Below are 20,077 nucleotides of genomic sequence, written 5' to 3'. Positions count from 1 at the left end.
TCAACACATTCGGCGGTTGATTTAGATTGTTTTTCTGCCTTCCAACATCTTAGGCGCACTTTTTTTCGTGACGTGACATTTTGTTGCAACGGAGCGCGCCGAAATTTCGTGCAGTCTGGCATGATGCAGCAAGGCGGAGGGTTCTACGGTTACTTAGTGACACTAGGGGAGAGATCTAACCAAGACGACACAGGTTTCATTTTCGATTACTGCACCCCTGAATTAGTCGTTTCCGTTGAGGAACAAGACGCTTTTAGGAATGAATGGTTTCGTTCGCTCAGTTAAGGGTCACTTTGCGCTACATTTAACAATGACATCACGATATTTTCAGCGTGTACTGGCCAGTATTTTTCTGGCCTAGGTCTATAAACGTCGTTTCTAGTATGGGAAGGCATGCACCTATCTAAGGATTCGCGCCATCGCACTGGAATTGCTGACGATCCATGCACCGCACCCAAAAGAGCCCCTGCAATTGCACCATTCGTATCGGTATCTCCGCCGAAAGAGATCGTGTCGATCACGCCTTGTTCTAATGAGTCTGCATTAAGCAGTTGGTACAGAGCATTTTGAAAAGCTATTAAAACCCAACCCTGATTCGTTTCGAAGTCTAGCGGTGGTTGCGATCGGGCTTTCTCTATTGCATCAGTCAGCTTTTGTTCGGCATTTATGTCTTCCGACCAAGCCAGTATCGCTTGGTATATCTCTGACGGGGTTGGATTATCAACGATTGAGTAGGCCAACGTTTTAGCAAACAGGATATTCGTTTGACGGCAAACAATAGACGGATGTGTAATCATTGCGTCAAGTTCTGCTAATTTTCCAATTTGTTCGAGTGGAAAGTTTGACCCCAGAATGCCAATAGGCGATACGCGCATCAGTGCGCCGTTGGCTTCGCTCGCGGTGTTATGCATACCGACTAGCCCCGACGAAACTGTTGCACCGATGTCGAAAGGGTCAGATTCGCTCCACTCTTGGTAAGCACGTAAAACCTTCTTCTCATCGAAGCCAGCTGACTCGATTATTGATCTCGCCAGAGCGATGGCCATTTCCGAGTCGTCGGTTGGTTGGCCTGCAAGAGTATTCCAAGTCCCACCATCGTGCATGTCCCGGACGCCGCCTGGGTACTTGGCTTTAATTTGGGCCTTCGTTTGGAACTCTACAAGCGAACCAAGCGCGTCACCGGCGAGTTGGCCTAGGAAGCATCCCTTTGCTCTATCTACGACACCTTGACGCATTCTTCACTCCATATGATAGTTTTGGGCATCCCTGTCATCCGGCTTCCAAGGTTGACCTATTTCGGCGCGGAAGGATAGCCCATATCCTACGTACACACACAGCTTCAAAAAAGCTGGGATCCGCACCTATACAGTTCAGCGATCGCACGACGACGTATTATTGATCGAAGTTGTTTAACTGTCTAAAATAATTGCTTAATTTCGTATTTGTGACGGCCGTCAAACAATAGCTTCTAAGCCCTTTCCGATGTGTCATTTAGCATTTAACGGTGAGATTCCGCTCCCAATATTTTCAATGAGATAGCTTGGCACCTAATTTGAGGCTGGGCACTTAATGTGAGATTCAATCGAAGGTATTTCGGCATGATTGACCCATTCCCTGACGAGGTTGACGAAGCGCTTTGGGATGAGGCGTGTCGATGAGCCGAGGCCATCCGAGGATTTCTGATGCGCCGGTCTAGCAAGGTAGCGGCCGGGGATATGGCGCTGCTGGCTGCCGAACTAGACGTCAGTCGGGCAACTGCATTCCGCCTTATCAAGCTATTTCGAGCTGGAGGAACGGTGATGTCGCTGGTGGAGCGCAAACCCGGTCGACCTAACGGCCGCAGGATGCTCGACGATAGGCGAGAGGAAATCATCCCCACCAGCATCAACCGATACTACTTGAATAAGAACCGTCCGGGTGTTTCTCAATTAATTCGTGATGTACAGACGACCTGCGTTTCGGTCGGGATTAAACCGCCACATCGCCAGACGATCGAATCACGGATCGAGGACATCGACCTTCAGAAGCGTGCCAAACGACGGGGCGAAGCCGAAATCGTGAAGCGGACGACCGCTGTTCCTGGAGTGCTCACTGCGTCACGTCCACTCCAGATTGTCCAAATCGATCATACCAAAGCAGATGTCTTCATCGTCGACGAGGAAACCCATCTGCCGATCGGGAGGCCTTGGCTAACTCTTGCCATGGACGTCTGCACTCGGATGGTAACAGGATTTTACCTCACGATGGACGCCCCCTCCCAGCTCTCGACCAATTTATGCTTGCTACACTCCGTCTTTGACAAATTGCCTTGGCTGCGGGAGCGCGAGATCATCGAACCGTGGCCCGTAGCTGGACTCCCAGAGACATTGCTTGTCGATAACGGCAGCGACTTCAGCAGTCGTGCTTTCAAGAGGGGTGTGAGGATGCGGGCATGGCGATCAATTGGCGTCCACCCGGCGAACCGCGGTTCGGTGGCCATATAGAACGGTTGATCGGCACCCAGATGGGAAAACTCCACTTACCACCCGGTACGACGTTCAGCAATGCACAGGAGCTTGGCGAATACGATTCGAAGCGGCATTCGGCGCTCACTTTGCGCGAGCTCGAGCGACACATCGCCCTCGACATTGTTGGTAACTACCATCAGTCGATCCACGGCAGTCTACGCCGCCCGCCAATCGGCGTCTGACGCGAGCACGAGGGTGAAATTCTGCTCCGATTGCCGCAGGATCGCATGCGTTTTTGGCTGACATTCCTGCCCGAGCAGGAGCGCACGCTGCAACCAACCGGTATCCACCTGTTTGGACTGCGCTATTGGACGGCAGCCCTCAATGCCGACGTTGGAAGTGCAAATCGCAGGTTGCTCGTCAAATACGATCCTCGGGACATGTCTCGTGTCTTCGTGCGGCGACAATCGGGCAACTTCGTGGAAGCTCGCTACGCCGATCTTACCTTGCCTTCGATAACACTGCACGAAGCCTTGGCGGCGCGCCGAGCGCTTCGGGCGAAGGGGCGACGAGAGATGAATACCCGCACCATCGTTGGCACAGCGATCGAGCATTGAGAACTTCTTGGAGAAATTTAAGGAGGATATATAACGCAAAATGCGGTTTTAGATTTCTTATACGCGATGTGCCATAAGATGGTTGCTGTGGCGATCGACGCAGGTTTGGCGAAGCCCACACCTTTTGCGTTTATGGACCTCGTCCACTTTCTTTGAAATCAATGGCTTGCCAGAACCCCAAAAAACGAAGGTGTGGCGCGATTGGCGTTTCCGCTTCGTTGTATCAAACCATCTGTCCGCCCTCAGTGGGCTGACCACCAAGATCCACATGCTGGCCGATGCGCTGGGCCGCCCCTTGCGGTTCATCGTAACGGCAGGTCAGGTTGGCGACATCACCCAAGCACCGGCTCTGCTGGAGGGGCAGACCGGTAAGGCGGTTCTTGCCGACAAGGCCTATGACAGCAATGCGCTGCGGGCGGTCATTTCTACCATGGGCGACAAAGCCGTCATCCCGTCAAACCGCTCACGCAAGGTGATCATCCCCCATGATGAAGTAGCCTAAAGGACCGAAACCGCATCGAGAGGTGCTTCAACCGAATGAAGCACTTCCGACGCTTCGCAACACGATACGAACGCAGGATCGCTCATTTCGAAGGCTTTGTTTATCTCATCGCCGTAATGATATGGATGCGATGAATGTAGATTGGTCCTAGAGCGTTTCCACGTCTTTCTGAATCGGGTTTGATTCCCAAATCAGTTCTGATGTGATTCACTGATGTTGGCTGGATGGAGGCCAGCATCTGATGACCGCACCGATATCAAATGATCTTCGTGAACGTGTTGTCGCAGCCGTGTCGAGCGGCGAAAGCGTCCGTGCCGTTGCAGCGCGCTTTGATGTGGCCGCGTCTTCGGTGGTGAAGTCTCAGCGTCATCGGACCGGAAACAATCGCCCGGCCAGCCACATCGCCTCAACATTGCGCCCGGCTTCACGTTCAAGCCGTCGGCTTGAGGGGATACGGTTCAGGTAACCGTAGATGAAAAGCTTCAGCAACATCGAAGGGTGATAACAGGGCCGTCCGGTTTGCGCAGGTGACGTCCGGCAGAAGCCCGCGCCGACCAGGTCCATGGCATCGACGGATGCGTCGGTCACTCGAACGGGGTGATCTTCGTCGATCCAATCCTCAAGGCGATCTGGAAAAAGCGTAGCCTGATCACGATTGATGCCTTCGATATAGCCTACATCGCCACCTCCGATCGACGAAGATGATTCTACCTCAAAACCGGATTTTTACACAGCCTCGGCCTATAACATCAGACGGATGAGCAATATGATTGGTGCAGGAGCGCTCATTAGAGCCATGACCGCTTGAGGCCGCAACTGAACGCCATTTTGGGCCGCAAAAACCGGCACACCAACCTCCAGGCCTGTCTCCGACGCCTTCCAGCACCCAACAAACACAAAATCCAGTCGATCTCACCAGACCAAGCGCGATCAGAGCGCTTCACCTTTTGACGGAACCATATCCTGCATTTCTGATGTAGTTTGCGCATTCGTCGGGTCGGATCGTTTCGACCAGCCCGCCAATATGCCGCCAGGTATCTTCGATGCTGCGCTTCTGTGCGTTGCGCATCCAGTGCTTTATCTTCGAGAAGGCCTGTTCGATTGGATTGAGGTCCGACGAGTAGGGTGGCAGGAACCATAGCCGAGCACCGGCAGCCGTGATCGCCTGACGGACTGCCGCGGATTTGTGGCTGCCAAGATTGTCCATGACGACGATGTCGCCTGGCTTGAGAACCGGAACCAACTGCTGTTCGACATAGGCACGAAAGCACTGACCGTTGATCGGTCCGTCGAAGACACAAGGTGCTGCCAACCGATCCTTTCTCAATGCACCGAGGAATGTCAGCGTACGCCAGTGCCCATGCGGCGCAAACGCACGCAGTCGCTTGCCTTTGGGTCCCCAGCCCCTGATGGGTGTCATGTTGGTCTTGATCCAGGTCTCATCAATGAAGACCAGCCGTTCAGGATCGAGGTGATGCTGTAAGGTCTTCCATCGCTCTCTTCTACGGGCGACATCGGCACGCGCCTGTTCAAGGGCGAACAGCGTTTTTTTTAAAGCGCAGCCCCTCGCTGCGGATGAATTTCCAAATCGTATTGTGGGAGACGGCGATGCCTCGCAAGGCAAGTTCGGCCTTCAGTCCATGCAGTGTCAGGTGTGGATTCTGAGCGAGCCGTTCGGCAATGAAGCTGCGATGTGGCTCCAGGATGCGCTTGCGGTAACCACCCATCTTGCCTGGACGAACCGATCCGGTCGCACGATGGCGCTGAGACCATTTCACCACCGAAGACGCGGCCACATCAAAGCGCGCTGCAACGGCACGGACGCTTTCGCCGCTCGACACGGCTGCGACAACACGTTCACGAAGATCATTTGATATCGGTGCGGTCATCAGATGCTGGCCTCCATCCAGCCAACATCAGTGAATCACATCAGAACTGATTTGGGAATCAAACCCGATTCAGAAAGACGTGGGTTGCGCTGGTGTCTTCACACAGCCTCGGCCAATTGCAGTCGCAGGCACTCAGCGTATCTCGTCTCTCCCCGATGTACCGGCAATTTCGGAGACGCTCAAAGGCGTCGATCTCCAAGGCTGGTTTATGGTCATCGCGCCAGCCGGAACGCCTGCCGAGATCGTGAATACAATGAGCAAGGCAATCGCCAAGGCGCTCGCAGAACCGGATGTTGTGGAACGCGCACCCACACTCGGCTTTGAGGTTGAGCAGGGCGCCAACATCCCTCCTGATGGTGCCAAGGACTTCCTTGATGTGGGTTTAAGACGTTGAAGACAGCTTATGCGACGATCAAGGGTTTCGAGGTCATGCGGGCGTTACGCAAGGGGCAGGCTGCAAGTTTCAATCTAACAGGCGGCATTCGTAGAGTGGCTCGCATCGTTGAACGGGCCTTCGGGGTTGGTCCAAACGCGCTAACCGAGGTGGTTGCAATGCTCGAACATAGCTGCGACGCCGGCATTGCTGTCATGGAATTCCAGTGTGTTCGAAGTCATATAGGCTGTCGACTAGGTAAGAATGCAGAAAAGCGGGAAAGCGAAATTACTCAGTATAGTTGCCGTAATAATCGCCGTATTTATTACTGTGTGGGTTTCACTTTCGGAGAGTTTTCCTTTCTGTTTTGGATATTTGTAGCGATCTGGCTTGTCAGCGGCGAGACCATGCTTCGTTGGACGAAAAAGTTGTGGATGCTTTTAACTTTACCTGTCATCCTCTTTCCCGTTGCGACGGCGGAGAAGCCGAAGACAAATCACCTGATCTCCAACAAACCACTGAAATGGCTCACAGTTACTCGTTCGATCTGTGGAAAGAAAAACGAGCTAAGTTCGCTGCGTTCAGTACTCCCTGTGTTGAATTAGAGTCACTGATAGCGGACCGGCAGGCCGCATATGAGAAGTGGTGCGAACGACGGCGTTCGGGTGACGATGGCGGCGGGCCGAAATCCAAAGCGGCGGAAGCCCTTTTGGAATTCCAATGCCGCACCTCTGCGGAAGTGCAGCGCAAGGTATCGCTGTTCGCCGGAAACGATCATCTGGCATCGCTTGGCAGTAACCACAGCGATCTGTTTCTTCCCAGCCTGATTATTCAAGAAAGCGGTGCGGCATGACGGAAGCGGAGCGCCAAGCCGCGTGGGATGCCGTATTCACTATCAATTCTGTTGTCTCGCTTGCAATCGTCGTGATGGATGATCTTGAACTTGAGGCACCGCGAAACGTGGACCTGTTTTGCGCACTGCGCGCCGTGCTGCGTGACGCCAACCCTAAGCTGGAAACAGTGATGTTGGCCCTCGACCGCAATGTGCCTCACTCCGCCGAACACTGAGCAACTCAGTGGCGCCAATCCGGGCGACTCTTCTCCACTATTTTTCGAGGATTTCATCATGAAAGAAATTCCAAGCCCGATCAGCATTGGGGAGATCGCCGCTGAACTTGGTTGCTCGGTGCGGACTGTAAGGCGTTACTATGCACGAGGCAGACTGCCGACATTCAAAGTCGGCTCCAATACCAGCCCAATCAAAATGAGCCGCGTCGATCTTCGCGCCTTCCAAAAAAAGAAGGGAAAGCGTTGATGGCAACGCTGGTGGCCTCATGGCGCAAAGTTGACGTGACGCGCGCGATTACGGCGGCAAGCGCTGGCGGCATGACCGTTGGGCGCGTCGAAATCGAAAATGTCCGGATTGTTTTGGTTGCTGCGCAAGCTGGGCAGTCGGCGGAAAGCGAACTGAATAGATCGGAGCGGGACCGTGCGCGTAAAGCTTAAGGTGCTAAACAAGGTCAAAAAGAAGCTCTCAGACGGTACATTGCCTACGTATTACTACGCGTGGAAGGGCGGGGCTCGGTTACCTGGCATTCCGGGCGATCAGGAATTCATGGCGGCTTACCATGCAGCCATCGGGAAAAAGGTCGAGCCGAAAGCAGGGACCTTGCAATCAGTCCTTACCGGCTTCCAGCAAAGCTTCAAGTGGGACGAGCTTGCACCGCGAACGCAGTCTGACTATGTAGAGCTTATCAAAATCATCGAGAAAGAGTTCGGCACCTTTCCGCTTTCTGCCTTGTCGGATCGGCGTTCGCGTTCGATCTTTATAGAATGGCGGGATGTTCGCGCCAAGAAGTCGCAGCGACAGGCAGATTATGGATGGCAGGTTCTGGCCCGTATTCTTTCTTGGGCTTATGAGCGCGGCCTAACCCTATCCAGTCATTGCGAAATGGGTGGGCGGCTTTATCGCGGTTCTCGGGCTTAAATCGTGTGGTCTGCGGATGATGAGGCAAATTTCCTCGCTTCCGCGCCACAGCACCTTCACGTCGCACTCAAGCTGGCGCTCTGGACCGGACAGAGGCAGGGCGATTTTTTGGCTCTGACTTGGCCTCAATATGATGGTGAGCGCATTCGCCTCAAGCACGGCAAAACCGGTGCGCGTGTGTGGTTATTCCAGTTGGCGCGCCTCTCAAAGCGATGCTTGATCCAAGGAGGCAGAAGGTCGGCCATGTTCTACTAACGCTGGATGGCACGCCGTGGACTGGCGATGGTTTCTCGTCTTCGTGGCGTAAGGCATGCGCTGCTGCTGGTGTCGTGGGGGCGACATTCAACGACCTTCGCGGAACCGCTATAACGCGACTGGCTTTGACGGAATGTACAGAGGCAGAGATTGCGACGATCACTCGCCACAGTCTTCGCGACGTTTGCTCAATCCCTGATTCGATCTACCTAAATCGCGACCCCGAGCTGGCTGAAAATGCGATCCGAAAGCTCGAAGCGAGAACGAAGTTTCCCAACTGAGCGTCCAACAAACTCAATTTGTTCTGACAAAAATCGCGGAAATACGTAGCAAAAACATATGGCTGGGGAACCTGGATTCTCACATGATTTCAATGGCTTATCGGAATCGCCTTGAAATTCCCTCCGTTTTCCCATCGCGAGCGACCGTGGATGCCACCTTTGTGCCCTGGCTTTGGGCATCAGTCAATACGGGTCCGAAACGGAAATAATTTCCGCTTTCGGATCTCAGGTTGAGGCCGCTTTTCAGGGTGTATCAGCCCGACCTGCGATACGCCGGACTTCGTCAGCCGCTGACTTCAAGACGCCCTGAGACAGGGTCTCATCTTGGGTAAGACGTGACAGCGTGACCGCACCCACCATGAGGGAAAGGATCGCCATAGCCTTTTCGCTGGCTTCCGGGTCACCGGCTCCGCCCACCAGGTTTTCCAGCACATCGAAATGGGCGCGAATTCCGTCCTCGAATGGTTGCTTGACCTCTTCGTTCTGGCGAGCAACGTCCGATCCCAGAGCCACCAGAGGACAACCTTCTGCCTTCTCTCCCCGGTGGTCCGTCGAGAGGTAGAAGTCCATGACAGCTTCGAGCGGATCATAGCTGTTTGCTGCGGCTTCGGACCATCTTTTTGTAGCGCTCTCCATAGCTCTCGCCGATGCGAGTGCCGCGAGGTCATCCTTGGACGTGAACTGTTTGTAGAAAGCACCCTGGGTGAGACCAGCACCTTTCATCAGGTCCTTCAGTCCTATGCCATCGAAGCCATGCTCTCGAAATAGACGGCTTGCGACATCAATTACCCTGTCCCGGTTCTCCTCTGCCTGCGCTCGGCTCACTCTCATGATGACCTCCAATTAGATTTCGATTGACATCTATAATGTAAATAGAGTTAGGTCGCAATCTAATTCGTTTGAATCGCTCGTCAAGAAGAGAACTGAAAATGAAACGCAAACATGTCCTGATCCTATTGGGCTTCGCAATTGCAGCAGGTGGTGGTGCCTTTGTAGTGATGTCGCAAACGTCTGCGCAGACGGCGGTAGCCGCAGATCCAAGAACCGCGTCACCACTGGTACGCGCCGCGCAGGCAACGAAAACGCATGCGGTCGAGCGTTCATTTACTGGAACAGTCGCTTCAAGGGTGCAAAGCAACCTCGGCTTTCGAGTTCCAGGCAAGATAGTCGAGCGCATGGTTGATGTTGGCGAGCGGGTAAATATTGGACAGCCGTTGATGAGGGTTGACGAAGCTGACCTGCAACTGGCGCTCACAGCCAGACTAAATGCGGTCACCGCAGCACGTGCTGTCCTGATCCAGGCGCAGGCGGACGAAAAACGCTATGCGACGCTGGTGAAGAACGGACTTGCCGCCACGCCCCAGCGATACGAGCAGGCAAAGGCCGCACTTGATACAGCCACAGCACAGCTCGCCGCCGCGCAAGCGGAGGCGGAGGTTGCTGAAAACGCAACACGCTACACCACTCTTCTGGCTGACTCGGACGGAACGGTCGTCGAAACCCTTGGTGATCCGGGACAGGTCGTTGCGGCGGGCCAGACGGTGGTGCGATTGGCAAAGGCAGGCCCACGTGAGGCGGTGGTCTGGTTACCTGAGACACTACGCCCCGAGGTTGGGTCTGAAGCCCAGGCCAGTGTCTATGGCAGCAACGGGCTCAGTGGAAACGCTCGACTGAGACAGATCTCCGATTCCGCAGACCCGCAAACCCGAACCTACGAAGCACGCTATGTCCTTGATGGTAATGCGGGCTCTGCGCCGCTTGGTTCAACCGTCACAATCAGAATTCAAGACGTCGACCGGCAGTCGGAAGTCTCTGTCCCGGTCGGTTCTATCCTTGATGACGGCAGCCGCACAGGCGTGTGGGTTATCGACCGGACGTCATCGTCCGTGAAATTCACACCTATTGACGTGAAAAGAATCGGCGAGGAGAACGCCTTTGTCACTGGCATCGAAGTTGGCCAGCAGGTCGTCGCACTGGGCGCTCACCTTCTTGAGAATGGTACCACCGTCAGGGTCGCCGCGCAGCAGGAAGGGGCTGAGTAATGAGCTTCAATCTTTCCGCCATCGCCGTTCGCGAACGCGCCGTCACCCTTTTCTTCATCGTGTTGCTGGCCGCCGCAGGCGTCTATGCCTTCGTCAAGTTGGGGCGCGCCGAGGATCCGTCCTTCACTATCAAGACGCTAACCGTTACATCCGTTTGGCCCGGCGCGACAGCGCGGGAAATGCAGGATCTTGTCGCCGAACCTCTCGAAAAGCGTCTCCAGGAACTGACATGGTACGACCGCGTCGAGACGACAACTCGACCGGGTTATGCATTCCTCACGGTGACGCTGAAAGACAATACGCCAGCGTCTGCTGTTGGAGAGGAGTTCTATCAGGCGCGCAAGAAGCTTGGCGATGAAGCCAGAAACCTGCCTCCGGGCGTGATGGGCCCGTTTGTGAATGATGAGTATTCCGACGTCAGCTTTGGTCTCTATGCCCTGAAAGCCAAGGGCATGCCGATGCGAGATCTGGTGCGGCAGGCGGAGGTCATCCGTCAGGATCTGCTTCACGTTCCCGGCATCAAGAAAATCAACATCGTCGGCGAACGTCCCGAACAGATTTTCGTAGAGTTCTCCTTTGCCAAGCTGGCTACGCTCGGCATATCCACTCAGGATATTGCCTCAGCTTTGCAGAGACAAAACACCGTCACGCCTGCAGGGTCGATCGACACGAAAGGACCGCAAGTCTTCATCCGGTTTGACGGTGCTTATAACAGTAAGCAGGCAATAGCCGACACGCCGATTGCTGTCGCTGGAAGGACACTCAAGCTGTCCAATCTTGCCGATGTACGACGCGGCTATCAAGATCCAGCGACCTACATCATCCGCCACGAAGGCGAACCGACGATCATGCTGGGTGCCGTGATGCAGGCGGGATGGAACGGTCTCGATCTCGGCAAGGCGCTTGAAGCCCGATCGGCGGCGATCGCGCAGACGCTGCCTTTGGGTATGACTTTGACCAAAGTCAGCGATCAGGCCGTCAATATCGATGAGGCCGTTGGCGAGTTCATGCTGAAGTTCGCAATGGCACTTGGCGTGGTGCTCTTTGTAAGCTTGGTCGCGCTTGGCTGGCGTGTTGGCATCGTCGTGGCGCTAGCCGTGCCGCTCACTCTTGCCGTTGTCTTTCTCATCATGCTGGAAACCGGGCGGTTTTTCGACCGCATTACACTCGGAGCTCTGATCCTGGCGCTCGGACTTCTGGTTGATGATGCCATCATCGCTATCGAAGTCATGGTCGTGAAAATGGAAGAAGGCATGGATCGCATCAAGGCGGCCGCTTACGCCTGGAGCCATACGGCAGCCCCCATGCTGTCCGGAACGCTCGTCACCATTATCGGCCTGATGCCCGTCGGCTTTGCAAAATCCACTGCTGGAGAATATGCCGGAAACATCTTCTGGGTCGTGGGTTTTGCCCTGATCGTTTCATGGCTCGTGGCTGTCACCTTCACACCTTATCTCGGCGTCAAGATGCTGCCGGACATCAAGCCTGCCGAGGGTGGCCATGAAGCCATCTACAATACACCGAACTACCGTCGCCTGCGGTCAACCATCGCCTTTGCTGTTCGCCACAAGTTCATGACCTGCGCAATCGTTGGCATCACCATGGCTGTCTCTGTCGTTGGAATGGGTGGCGTGAAGCAACAGTTCTTCCCGACATCGGATCGGCCTGAGGTCTTGGTCGAAGTGCGCATGCCGGAAGGCACGAGCATTGAGGCCACGACATCGGCGGTCAAAAAAGTCGAGGATTGGCTGCAGACCCAGCCCGAGACCAATATCGTTACAAGTTATGTCGGTCAGGGTGCACCTCGGTTCTTCTTTGCAATGGCACCAGAATTGCCGGATCCCGCTTTCGCGAAGGTCGTCGTGCTTACGCCTGATGCGCATGCACGAGAGGAATTGAAGCACCGTCTTCGTGCCGCCATATCGGAAGGTCTTGTACCCGAGGCGTCCGTTCGCGTGACCCAGCTTGTCTTTGGTCCTTACACACCGTTCCCGGTCGAGTTTCGCATTATGGGGCCTGATCAGGATGAGCTCTATCGGATATCCGAACAGGCTCTGGCCATCATGAAAACCGTTCCGGATGTCCGTCAGGCAAACCGTGACTGGGGCAACCGCACCCCTGTCCTAAGGTTCGTGCCTGATCAGGAACGACTCAATCTGATCGGTCTGTCGCCTTCGGAGGCAGCACAGCAGATGCAGTTGCTGCTGAGCGGCATTCCGGTCACGCAGGTGCGCGATAATATTCGCAACGTGCCTGTCGTAGCCCGCAGCGCAGGCGAAAATCGCCTCGACCCATCACGCTTGGCGGACTTCTCACTGATGAGCAGGGATGGACGTCAGGTTCCATTGGATCAGCTCGGGCACTCCGAGATCCGGTTCGAGGAGCCGATCCTGAAGCGTCGCGACCGGACACCGGTCATCACGATCAGGTCCGATATCAACGAGGCGACCCAGCCGCCGGAAGTGTCTCAACAGGTGATGAAGGCGCTACAGCCGCTGATCGCATCGCTTCCGGTCGGATACCGGATCGAGATGGGCGGCAACATCGAGGAGTCGCTGAAGGCCAACGCGGCGCTGGTTCAGGTCTTCCCGCTCATGATCGCAGCCACATTGATTGTCATCATCTTGCAGGTTCGCAGCTTGTCGACGATGACGATGGTGATGCTAACTGCACCGCTTGGCCTTGCCGGAGTGGTTCCGACGTTACTGCTGTTCAATCAACCGTTCGGTTTCAATGCCATCCTCGGCTTGATCGGACTGGCGGGTATCCTCATGCGCAACACGCTGATCCTGACGGAGCAGATAAAGGAAAATCAGGCGGCTGGTCTCCATGATTACCATGCCGTTATCGAAGCGACGGTGCAGCGGACAAGACCCGTAATCCTGACTGCGCTTGCGGCGATCCTGGCTTTCATACCGCTGACTCATTCGGTGTTCTGGGGATCGATGGCTTATACGCTGATCGGTGGAACGGCGGCCGGGACAGCGATGATCCTGCTTTTCCTGCCAGCGCTCTACGCCGTTTGGTTCCGCATTAAGCCCCCGAAAGCTGAAGCTTCTCAGCAGACTGATATTCAGCGGGAGCCGGGCCATGGACATGCTATGGCGGCGGAGTAGGCCAACCGATCCAGCTAAAGTAATCCGCCATCGGAATGGATGCTGCCAGAAGTTTGCAGCATCCGGAAGCGGCCGTCGCTCGATCATGGTCAGAGGCTCGTGGTGTGGTAACCATCAAACCGAGAAACGACGCGCGCTGCAACTAAGTCTTTCTAATCCAGTATTTTCCATGTCTGGGTGCCGCGATCGAATGGTAACATTGAGCCGCGGCACGTCAGATGTTTCCGGGGAGATCGGTCCTCGTGGTGGTGAGCATTGGCCTCTACCGGATCGACTGCGCAGATTGTGCGCTTTCGGATGCCCTAGCCGACACGGGTGTCGATCCAAGCGCGCGTCTGCTCAAGAACCTCGTCAGACAATTCAGGATCATCGACCGCTCTGGCAAGGATAACGGCTCCCACCATTGCGGCCCAGCTTCCGATCGCTGCACGGCGCTTTTCGGCTGCACCTTGCTCCGGAAGCGCCTGCTCGATACGCGCGATTTGGGTGCGCAATCCTTCTGTCATGACGGCTTTTGCGGCTGGCTTCTGGTGACGAATAGCGGCGGCGAGGCCTGCCGTCGGGCATCCATTGCCGGGATTATCCCGATGACGAGGTGCGAGGTAAGAGCGGACGAAACTGTTGAACTTGCCGTCTCCGACACTGTCAGATGCCAGCGCCTGTGCAAGCGTCTGGGCCACAAGATCATCTTTTGATGTGAAGTGTCCGTAAAAGCCGCCATGCGTCAGTCCGGCTGCCTTCATGACTTCGGCCACACTGACCGCATCGAACCCCTTGTCCTTAAACAACCGGCTCGCGACATCCAGAATCCGGCGACGGTTTTCTGCCATCTGTTCTCGGCTGACCTTCATTTTCTAAATTCTCCGCAACACCTGTTGACATATACATGATGTCCATCATATTTAAATCCAATCATGATGATGATCATGAATATAGGTTCAATTAGAGAAAAGAGCAATCCAATGAGCCAAATTTCCGCGGTCCTGATTACTGGTGCGTCCACTGGCATTGGCGCCACCTATGCCGAACGGTTCGCGCGCCGCGGCCATGACCTCGTGCTGGTCGCCCGAGACGTGGCACGCATGGAGATGCTTGCAAGCCGTCTGCGCCAGGAAACCGGCGTGACGATCGAAATTCTCCCGGCCGATCTCACCCAGACGACGGATCTTGCAAAGGTTGAGACCCGGCTGCGTGACGATGCGCGCATCGGCATTCTCGTCAACAATGCCGGAACGGCGATCGGTGGAAGCTTCGTTGACCAGAGCGTCGATGACATGACCAAGCTCGTTACGCTCAACGCGACCGCGCTCGTCAGGCTTTCCAGCGCTATTGCTCCCCGACTTGCCAAGGCAGGGGAAGGCGCAATCGTCAATATCGGTTCGGTCGTCGGCCTCGCCCCGGAATTCGGCATGACCGTCTACGGTGCGACAAAGGCTTTCGTCCTTTTCCTGTCACAGGGACTTGCGCAAGAGCTCGGACCGAAGGGTGTTTACATTCAGGCGGTGCTTCCCGCCACGACCCGGACCGAAATCTGGGATCACGTCGGCGCAGACGTCAATGCCATGAACAATGTCATGGAAGTGGGTGATCTGGTCGATGCGGCCCTGGTCGGGTTCGACCGTCGCGAACTGGTGACCATCCCGCCCTTGCACGATATCGGCCAGTGGGACGCCTTCGATGGCGCGCGAAAAGCCATGCTCGGCAATCTCGCCAACGCGCTCTCTGCCGAACGCTATCGCACATCGGTGTGAGCTTTCCTCACTCGATGAACCAACGAGATTCAGAAAGCATGAAAGTGATATCATGACAAAGACCACCCTCTTCGAACCCACCAGTCTAGGCGCAATCACGCTTGCAAACCGCATCGTCATGGCGCCGCTCACCCGCAACCGCGCTGGCGCGGGCTTCGTGCCCGGCGACCTGACAGCCGAATATTATGCCCAGCGCGCTTCTGCAGGGCTGATTATATCCGAGGCTACCCAGATTTCCCAGCAGGGCCAGGGCTATCAGGACACGCCCGGCATCTACACGAAGGACCAGATCGACGGCTGGCGCAAGGTGACGGCTGCTGTGCACGCAAAGGGTGGGCGCATCGTCATGCAGCTCTGGCATGTTGGTCGCATCAGCCATGTCGACCTGCAGCCCAATGGCGGCCTGCCAGTGGCGCCATCGGCCATTCGTGCGGCGACCAAGACCTTTGTCAACAATGGCTTTGTCGATGTGTCCGAGCCCCGCGCCCTGGAGATTGATGAGCTCGCCGGTATCGTAGACGACTTCCGCAAGGCGGCAGCCAATGCCGTCGAAGCCGGTTTCGATGGGGTCGAGGTGCACGGGGCCAACGGCTATCTGCTCGAGCAGTTCACTAAAGACGGCGCCAATGTTCGAACGGATGCCTATGGCGGCTCCGTGGAAAACCGCGCGCGTCTCATGCTCGAAGTCACCGCCGCGGTGGCGCAGGAAATCGGTGCCGAGCGCGTAGGCACTCGGATTTCGCCGGTCTCGCCCGCCAACGGCATTTCCTGCAGCGATCCCCAGACGCAGTACGATTACATCGTCGATAAACTCGATGCTCTCGGCATCGCCTACATTCACGTCGTCGAAGGTGCGACCGGCGGCCCGCGCGACGTCGCGCCCTTCGATTATGGCTCGCTGCGCCGCCGCTTCAGCAAAAGCTACATCGCCAACAATGGCTTTGATTTTGAGCTTGCGACGTCGTATCTGGCCGATGGCAGTGCGGATCTCATTGCCTTCGGACGCCCCTTCATCGCCAATCCCGATCTCGTGGAGCGACTGCAAAGCGGTGCACCTCTGGCCGAAATCAATCCGGCCACGCTCTATGGCGGCGGCGCTGCGGGCTACACCGACTATCCGCGCCTTACCGAGACCTCCGGTCGTTGAGCCATCAGGGGCCGTACCTCGGCGCGGCCCCTCTCATGTCGATCACTATTAATTCCTGACAATTCCCAAGGCTGCGCGGACAGATGTCGCGCACCAGATCGAGAACAAAGTAATGGCAACCTTTGCATCTAAAAGACAGAAGACTGCATTTGTGACCGGTGCCTCAAGCGGCATCGGCAAAGCGGCTGCATTGACGCTCAGCCGGGCGGGTTACCGGGTGATTGGCACCAGCCGCAAGGCGTCACCCGACGAGGTTCGCGACGGCATACGCATGATCGCGTGCGATGTGACCTCGGACGCTTCCGTTGCTGCCGCGGCGTCGCTGGCACTTGCAGAACTCGGCCAAATCGACCTTCTCGTCAACAATGCCGGATACGCCATATCAGGCGCTGCGGAAGAAAGTTCGATCGAGCAGGTTCATGCGCTGTTCGATACAAATTTTCTGGGCGTGGTGCGGGTGACGAATGCAGTTCTTCCGATCATGCGTCAAAAGGGTTTTGGGCGGATCCTGAATATTGGCTCGGTCGTGGGGCTTATTCCTGGTCCCTTCGGCGCTTATTATACGGCGAGCAAGCATGCGATCGAGGGTTATTCCGAATCCCTCGATCACGAGGTGCGGCCGTTCGGCATCCGGGTCGCCGTCATTGAGCCATGGGCGACGAAGACGTCCATCGAAGCCAACTCGCCGCGTGGCGACCGTCCCGTTGCGGCCTATGGTCAGACATTTGCCCGATACCAAGCGGCGTTCAATGCCGCCATGGCAGCCGGCGACACGGCAGACGATGTCGCCGCGACTATTCTTGCCGCAGCGCAAGCAAGGACGCCGCGCTTGCGGTACCCCTCGGGAAAGGCTGCCCGACAGACTTCCTTCGCCCGGCGCTTTCTTCCGCGTGCGCTGTTTGATCGTATCCTGCGCAAGCAATTCAACATAGCCTGAGATTTGATTATCTTTGACGATGCCCGCGACGGTGCGATCTTGCATTACCATGCCGAGTTCGTGCTGAAAGCTCTGGCTTTCCCGGCGGTCTGACCTGATAATCATCTTACACCGGAGAGAACCCGTGAAAGCCTTCGTTGTCGACAAATACAAGAAGCATAGGCCCCTGCGTCTAGCGGACATGCCAAATCCTGAGATCGGTGCCAACGACGTGCTGGTTCGCATCGAGGCCACCGCAATCAACCTTCTTGATTCCAAGGTGCGTGACGGCGAATTCAAGCTGTTCCTGCCCTATCGCCCGCCCTTCATCCTCGGTCATGATCTGGCTGGCACTGTCCTCCGCGTCGGCGCCAATGTCCGACAGTTCAAGGCAGGCGACGAAGTCTACGGACGTCCGCGGGATCACAGAGCTGGCACCTTCGCAGAAATGATAGCGGTTGATGCCGCAGACCTGGCGCTGAAGCCGAAAAACCTCTCCATGGTGCAGGCTGCCTCGATCCCGCTGGTCGGACTGACCGCGTGGCAGGCGCTTGTCGAGGTGGGCAAGGTCAAGCCGGGTCAAAAGGTATTCATCCAGGCAGGGTCCGGCGGTGTCGGCACATTCGCTATCCAACTCGCCAAACATCTCGGTGCCAGCGTGGCGACCACCACTAGTGCCGCGAATATCGAGCTTGTCAAAAGCCTCGGCGCGGATGTGGTCATCGACTACAAGACGCAGGACTTCGAACAGGTGCTCTCGGGATACGATCTCGTGCTGAACAGCCAGGATGCCAGGGCGTTAGCAAAGTCGGTGAATGTGCTGAGGCCCGGCGGTAAACTGATCTCGATCTCCGGACCGCCGGACGTCCCCTTCGCCAAATCCCTGCGGCTGAACCTCATCCTGCGCCTTGTCATGTGGATGCTGAGCAGAGGGATTCTGAAAAAGGCAAAGAGCCGGGGCGTCGACTATTCGTTCCTATTCATGCGGGCGGAAGGCCAGCAACTGCAGGAGATCGCCAAGCTGGTCGACGCTAGCGCCATCCGTCCTGTCGTCGACAAGGTGTTTCCCTTTTCGCAGACGGCGGAAGCCTTGCCTTATGTCGAAACCGGGCGCGCCAAGGGGAAGGTTGTCGTTGCCGTTTCGCAGTGACGGTTTCACCTGCATAAAGCTCTCTTTTTCAAAGCGGCATGTCCGCTTCCATGACTGTTGCAAAAAGGAACGGACGTTCTCCTTGCGGGCCCAAACCGTCATTCGTCACAGACTGTTTGAAGCATTCAACCAGCGAGTTCTCGGAAATAATTTCCGCTTTCCCGAAGAAAGTTATAATGCCGGGGATGGCTGCACTGCGCCATTAGCGGTTATCGCATAAATTCAAGGAATACCTATTCTGGGGTAATGCCTTACGTCCTCGGAGCAGAAATGCTTAATATCAGGAATGACAGAACCTACGCCCGAACAAATCGAAAAACTCGCTACCGCCTTTGAGCGCTTTACCCGTCGTTTCAAGGTCGCGGAGGCAGCGGCCGTTATGCAAAACTCGCTCAACCCCCTCGATATTCAGGCGCTTCTTTTTATCGATGAGCATCCCGAGTGTAACCTCGGGGATGTTGCCCGGCACCTTCAGGTCGCTCTGACGACAATGTCGTCTTCGGCTGACCGGCTGGTCCGTCGGGACATGATTGAACGGCAGCGGCCAGAGGCGAACCGCAGGTCGGTGGCTCTGACGATCACGAACGAGGGGCAGCAAGCCGTTGCAGGCTATATCGATGGATATCGAGCATCCTGCAAAGCGATGCTGCAGGCCCTCGATTCCGTCGACCAAACCGAATTTCTGAGGCTTACCCAACAAATTGCAAAATACGAAGGTTGAATATTACGAATTTCGTAGTATGTCTCTGACATCGAAATGATCAGGGACGTCATCATGACCCACACATCGCCCATTGCGCTCGTTACGGGAGCAAACAAGGGTATTGGCCTCGCCATTGCGCGGCAGCTTGGCGCAGCCGGACACACAGTCTGGCTGGGATGCCGAGACGTGTCACGGGGCGAGATGGCAGCTTGCGAACTGCGAGGAAACGGCGTTGACGCCCGTGCAGTGCAACTCGATGTCACGGAAGATGAGAGCGTTTCCAACGCCGCCAAAATCGTCAAGAGTGCAGTGGGGCATCTCGACGTATTGGTCAACAACGCCGGGCTCATGTTTGGTCCGCCTCCCTCGCTTGCCGAGGAGTCAATTGACGAGATGCAGCGGATGTTCAACACCAACGTATTCGGGGTGATGCGCGTCACTCAAGCCTTTTTGCCGTTGTTGCGCAAATCGAAGGCGGCACGGATCGTAATGATGAGCAGCGGCCTAAGTTCGTTGACGGATGCCTTGGACATGCGGAGCGAAACATGGACGGTCGGTTTCGGCGGATACTGCGCCTCCAAGACTGCGCTGAACATGTTGACCGTCAAGCTCGCGAAGGAGCTGGATCGGGAAGGGATCAAAGTGAACGCGGTGGACCCCGGCCTCACATCGAGCGATATGACAGGCAACGGAGCTGGTCATTCGCCTGAAGAAGGCGCTCGCCCTGGAGTCGCTCTTGCAACGACCCACGCATATGGACCGACAGCAGGGTTCTACGCTTGCGCTCCATCAGGCGAACTTGTGCAAAAGAGTTGGTGATACGCATTCAGCAATTATGGGATGCGTGCCCACCGGTTCCGCATCTTAATGTCTCCTCCGGATCGCACGCTGGCTTCCGCAT

At 55.9% G+C, this 20,077-nt stretch carries 21 protein-coding genes and 3 pseudogenes; 19 read left to right on the top strand and 5 right to left on the bottom strand.

Going from position 1 to position 20,077, the window contains the following annotated elements:
* Positions 1 to 281 precede the first annotated feature (281 nt).
* Complete coding sequence (locus tag HRR99_RS19735) at positions 282 to 1,235, bottom strand: ADP-ribosylglycohydrolase family protein (protein ID WP_233124537.1); 954 nt, start codon at positions 1,233 to 1,235, stop codon at positions 282 to 284.
* A 447-nt stretch (positions 1,236 to 1,682) separates the two neighbouring features.
* On the opposite strand from HRR99_RS19735, the gene HRR99_RS19730 reads away from it, so the two are divergent.
* From HRR99_RS19730 to HRR99_RS19715, 4 genes and pseudogenes are all read left to right on the top strand, one after another.
* Positions 1,683 to 2,483: an integrase catalytic domain-containing protein gene (locus HRR99_RS19730; protein ID WP_233124536.1), complete on the top strand. Its 801-nt coding sequence runs from the start codon at positions 1,683 to 1,685 to the stop codon at positions 2,481 to 2,483.
* Between the two features lie 251 nt (positions 2,484 to 2,734).
* Entirely contained in the window at positions 2,735 to 3,064 is a 330-nt protein-coding gene (locus tag HRR99_RS19725) for a Mu transposase C-terminal domain-containing protein (protein ID WP_233124535.1), read from the top strand.
* Positions 3,065 to 3,230: 166 nt separating this feature from the next.
* Entirely contained in the window at positions 3,231 to 3,566 is a 336-nt protein-coding gene (locus HRR99_RS19720) for a transposase (protein ID WP_233124534.1), read from the top strand.
* Positions 3,567 to 3,807: 241 nt separating this feature from the next.
* A pseudogene (locus HRR99_RS19715) lies at positions 3,808 to 3,957 on the top strand (IS630 family transposase); the annotation flags it as partial.
* Here the strand turns inward: HRR99_RS19715 and HRR99_RS19710 are convergent.
* Both HRR99_RS19710 and HRR99_RS19705 read right to left on the bottom strand, forming a co-directional pair.
* Positions 3,942 to 4,259 (bottom strand): annotated as a pseudogene (locus HRR99_RS19710) (transposase); the annotation flags it as partial. The pseudogenes HRR99_RS19715 and HRR99_RS19710 overlap by 16 nt on opposite strands.
* Before the next feature lie 247 nt (positions 4,260 to 4,506).
* Positions 4,507 to 5,455, bottom strand: a protein-coding gene (locus HRR99_RS19705) for an IS630 family transposase (RefSeq protein WP_233124533.1) whose coding sequence is annotated in 2 segments (ribosomal slippage) — positions 4,507 to 5,118 and positions 5,120 to 5,455 — 948 coding nt in all. Because the reading frame shifts where the segments join, the coding sequence is not laid out codon by codon here.
* Positions 5,456 to 5,534: 79 nt separating this feature from the next.
* Between HRR99_RS19705 and HRR99_RS19700 the strand changes: the two genes are divergently transcribed.
* From HRR99_RS19700 to HRR99_RS19670, 7 genes and pseudogenes are all read left to right on the top strand, one after another.
* Positions 5,535 to 5,849: a tripartite tricarboxylate transporter substrate-binding protein gene (locus tag HRR99_RS19700; RefSeq protein ID WP_233124532.1), complete on the top strand. Its 315-nt coding sequence runs from the start codon at positions 5,535 to 5,537 to the stop codon at positions 5,847 to 5,849.
* Positions 5,834 to 6,019 (top strand): annotated as a pseudogene (locus HRR99_RS19695) (IS6 family transposase); the annotation flags it as partial. The gene HRR99_RS19700 and the pseudogene HRR99_RS19695, both read left to right, overlap by 16 nt.
* Before the next feature lie 224 nt (positions 6,020 to 6,243).
* A complete protein-coding gene (locus tag HRR99_RS19690) occupies positions 6,244 to 6,681 on the top strand; it encodes a hypothetical protein (protein WP_233124531.1) in 438 nt (145 codons plus the stop codon).
* Positions 6,678 to 6,896: a hypothetical protein gene (locus HRR99_RS19685; protein WP_233124530.1), complete on the top strand. Its 219-nt coding sequence runs from the start codon at positions 6,678 to 6,680 to the stop codon at positions 6,894 to 6,896. Before HRR99_RS19690 ends, HRR99_RS19685 begins: the two co-directional genes overlap by 4 nt.
* 58 nt (positions 6,897 to 6,954) lie before the next feature.
* A complete protein-coding gene (locus HRR99_RS19680; RefSeq protein ID WP_233124529.1) occupies positions 6,955 to 7,143 on the top strand; it encodes a helix-turn-helix domain-containing protein in 189 nt (62 codons plus the stop codon).
* The gene (locus HRR99_RS19675; protein ID WP_233124528.1) at positions 7,143 to 7,334 is read left to right on the top strand and encodes a hypothetical protein; all 192 of its coding nucleotides are present in this window, start codon (positions 7,143 to 7,145) and stop codon (positions 7,332 to 7,334) included. Before HRR99_RS19680 ends, HRR99_RS19675 begins: the two co-directional genes overlap by 1 nt.
* Positions 7,318 to 7,815, top strand: a complete 498-nt coding sequence (locus tag HRR99_RS19670) for a hypothetical protein (protein WP_233124527.1) — start codon at positions 7,318 to 7,320, stop codon at positions 7,813 to 7,815. Before HRR99_RS19675 ends, HRR99_RS19670 begins: the two co-directional genes overlap by 17 nt.
* A gap of 779 nt (positions 7,816 to 8,594) precedes the next feature.
* On the opposite strand, the gene HRR99_RS19665 is transcribed toward HRR99_RS19670, so the two are convergent.
* Entirely contained in the window at positions 8,595 to 9,182 is a 588-nt protein-coding gene (locus tag HRR99_RS19665) for a TetR/AcrR family transcriptional regulator (RefSeq protein ID WP_233124526.1), read from the bottom strand.
* A gap of 98 nt (positions 9,183 to 9,280) precedes the next feature.
* Here HRR99_RS19665 and HRR99_RS19660 point away from each other — a divergent pair, with 98 nt between their 5' ends.
* Complete coding sequence (locus HRR99_RS19660; protein ID WP_045232633.1) at positions 9,281 to 10,393, top strand: efflux RND transporter periplasmic adaptor subunit; 1,113 nt, start codon at positions 9,281 to 9,283, stop codon at positions 10,391 to 10,393.
* A complete protein-coding gene (locus HRR99_RS19655; protein ID WP_233124525.1) occupies positions 10,393 to 13,509 on the top strand; it encodes an efflux RND transporter permease subunit in 3,117 nt (1,038 codons plus the stop codon). Before HRR99_RS19660 ends, HRR99_RS19655 begins: the two co-directional genes overlap by 1 nt.
* Positions 13,510 to 13,811: 302 nt before the next feature.
* Here HRR99_RS19655 and HRR99_RS19650 read toward each other — a convergent pair whose 3' ends face one another.
* On the bottom strand, positions 13,812 to 14,360 hold the full coding sequence (locus HRR99_RS19650; RefSeq protein ID WP_233124524.1) for a TetR/AcrR family transcriptional regulator: 549 nt from the start codon (positions 14,358 to 14,360) through the stop codon (positions 13,812 to 13,814).
* A 111-nt stretch (positions 14,361 to 14,471) separates the two neighbouring features.
* Between HRR99_RS19650 and HRR99_RS19645 the strand changes: the two genes are divergently transcribed.
* The 6 genes from HRR99_RS19645 to HRR99_RS19620 all read left to right on the top strand — a co-directional run bounded on the left by HRR99_RS19645 (position 14,472) and on the right by HRR99_RS19620 (position 19,995).
* On the top strand, positions 14,472 to 15,260 hold the full coding sequence (locus HRR99_RS19645) for an SDR family NAD(P)-dependent oxidoreductase (protein WP_233124523.1): 789 nt from the start codon (positions 14,472 to 14,474) through the stop codon (positions 15,258 to 15,260).
* 52 nt (positions 15,261 to 15,312) lie between these two features.
* Positions 15,313 to 16,407, top strand: a complete 1,095-nt coding sequence (locus HRR99_RS19640; RefSeq protein ID WP_233124522.1) for an alkene reductase — start codon at positions 15,313 to 15,315, stop codon at positions 16,405 to 16,407.
* A 112-nt stretch (positions 16,408 to 16,519) separates the two neighbouring features.
* Positions 16,520 to 17,344, top strand: coding sequence for an oxidoreductase (locus tag HRR99_RS19635; RefSeq protein WP_233124521.1), 825 nt, complete (start codon positions 16,520 to 16,522; stop codon positions 17,342 to 17,344).
* Between the two features lie 124 nt (positions 17,345 to 17,468).
* Complete coding sequence (locus HRR99_RS19630) at positions 17,469 to 18,473, top strand: NADP-dependent oxidoreductase (protein WP_233124520.1); 1,005 nt, start codon at positions 17,469 to 17,471, stop codon at positions 18,471 to 18,473.
* A 286-nt stretch (positions 18,474 to 18,759) separates the two neighbouring features.
* On the top strand, positions 18,760 to 19,194 hold the full coding sequence (locus HRR99_RS19625) for a MarR family winged helix-turn-helix transcriptional regulator (protein WP_045232626.1): 435 nt from the start codon (positions 18,760 to 18,762) through the stop codon (positions 19,192 to 19,194).
* Positions 19,195 to 19,248: 54 nt separating this feature from the next.
* Positions 19,249 to 19,995, top strand: a complete 747-nt coding sequence (locus tag HRR99_RS19620; protein ID WP_233124519.1) for an SDR family oxidoreductase — start codon at positions 19,249 to 19,251, stop codon at positions 19,993 to 19,995.
* Positions 19,996 to 20,077: the final 82 nt, after the last annotated feature.

This window comes from Agrobacterium vaccinii (assembly GCF_021310995.1).
Lineage (GTDB): Bacteria > Pseudomonadota > Alphaproteobacteria > Rhizobiales > Rhizobiaceae > Agrobacterium > Agrobacterium vaccinii.
The sequence above is the reverse complement of the archived record's forward strand: the minus strand, read 5'-3'. Positions and strand labels throughout refer to the sequence as shown.

Excerpts from the sequence above, each read along its gene's own strand:
- HRR99_RS19735 (WP_233124537.1), bottom strand. The coding sequence starts at position 1,235 with ATGCGTCAAGGTGTCGTAGATAGAGCAAAGGGATGCTTCCTAGGCCAA.
- HRR99_RS19730 (WP_233124536.1), top strand. The coding sequence starts at position 1,683 with ATGCGCCGGTCTAGCAAGGTAGCGGCCGGGGATATGGCGCTGCTGGCT.
- HRR99_RS19725 (WP_233124535.1), top strand. The coding sequence starts at position 2,735 with ATGCGTTTTTGGCTGACATTCCTGCCCGAGCAGGAGCGCACGCTGCAA.
- HRR99_RS19685 (WP_233124530.1), top strand. The coding sequence starts at position 6,678 with ATGACGGAAGCGGAGCGCCAAGCCGCGTGGGATGCCGTATTCACTATC.
- HRR99_RS19680 (WP_233124529.1), top strand. The coding sequence starts at position 6,955 with ATGAAAGAAATTCCAAGCCCGATCAGCATTGGGGAGATCGCCGCTGAA.
- HRR99_RS19675 (WP_233124528.1), top strand. The coding sequence starts at position 7,143 with ATGGCAACGCTGGTGGCCTCATGGCGCAAAGTTGACGTGACGCGCGCG.
- HRR99_RS19665 (WP_233124526.1), bottom strand. The coding sequence starts at position 9,182 with ATGAGAGTGAGCCGAGCGCAGGCAGAGGAGAACCGGGACAGGGTAATT.
- HRR99_RS19660 (WP_045232633.1), top strand. The coding sequence starts at position 9,281 with ATGAAACGCAAACATGTCCTGATCCTATTGGGCTTCGCAATTGCAGCA.
- HRR99_RS19655 (WP_233124525.1), top strand. The coding sequence starts at position 10,393 with ATGAGCTTCAATCTTTCCGCCATCGCCGTTCGCGAACGCGCCGTCACC.
- HRR99_RS19650 (WP_233124524.1), bottom strand. The coding sequence starts at position 14,360 with ATGAAGGTCAGCCGAGAACAGATGGCAGAAAACCGTCGCCGGATTCTG.
- HRR99_RS19645 (WP_233124523.1), top strand. The coding sequence starts at position 14,472 with ATGAGCCAAATTTCCGCGGTCCTGATTACTGGTGCGTCCACTGGCATT.
- HRR99_RS19640 (WP_233124522.1), top strand. The coding sequence starts at position 15,313 with ATGACAAAGACCACCCTCTTCGAACCCACCAGTCTAGGCGCAATCACG.
- HRR99_RS19635 (WP_233124521.1), top strand. The coding sequence starts at position 16,520 with ATGGCAACCTTTGCATCTAAAAGACAGAAGACTGCATTTGTGACCGGT.
- HRR99_RS19625 (WP_045232626.1), top strand. The coding sequence starts at position 18,760 with ATGACAGAACCTACGCCCGAACAAATCGAAAAACTCGCTACCGCCTTT.
- HRR99_RS19620 (WP_233124519.1), top strand. The coding sequence starts at position 19,249 with ATGACCCACACATCGCCCATTGCGCTCGTTACGGGAGCAAACAAGGGT.